Origin of the sequence: Pseudomonas meliae, from assembly GCF_001400515.1 — a bacterium.
In the GTDB taxonomy this organism is placed as follows: domain Bacteria; phylum Pseudomonadota; class Gammaproteobacteria; order Pseudomonadales; family Pseudomonadaceae; genus Aquipseudomonas; species Aquipseudomonas amygdali.
The window spans coordinates 435-751 of the sequence record NZ_LJQT01000146.1 but is presented as its reverse complement, the minus strand read 5'-3'; the positions used below and the strand labels follow the sequence as shown (position 1 = coordinate 751).

1 pseudogene is annotated in these 317 nt (G+C 50.5%); it reads left to right on the top strand.

The features are described 5' to 3' along the window. Window positions 1-201: 201 nt before the first annotated feature. Window positions 202-317: pseudogene (locus ALO64_RS26190) on the top strand (bacterioferritin); the annotation flags it as partial.

The following is a 317-nucleotide window of genomic DNA, read 5'->3' as shown; positions in this document are numbered from 1 at the left end:
CAAAAAAACTGATACTCCCCATGGTTGGGACCGCAGTGTTCAGCACTCGTTTCTTATATTTTTACATTCAGTCACAACCGCCCGCACCGGCGAAAATCCGATAAAACTTTTCCCCTCCTCCAGCACTCACAACCTTTGCTGATCCTGCCGGGCAACACACAGAGCGAGACAGCAAAACCTGATGAACCCTGGAGATAAATGATGATTTCTGCACCGCAATCACAGCTTTCCGATGTAAATACTCTGCGCCAGCGTGCGCGCCAGAACGTTGAGAATGGTGCTGTGACTGAAGGTTACAGCGCTGACCGCGAAACCGT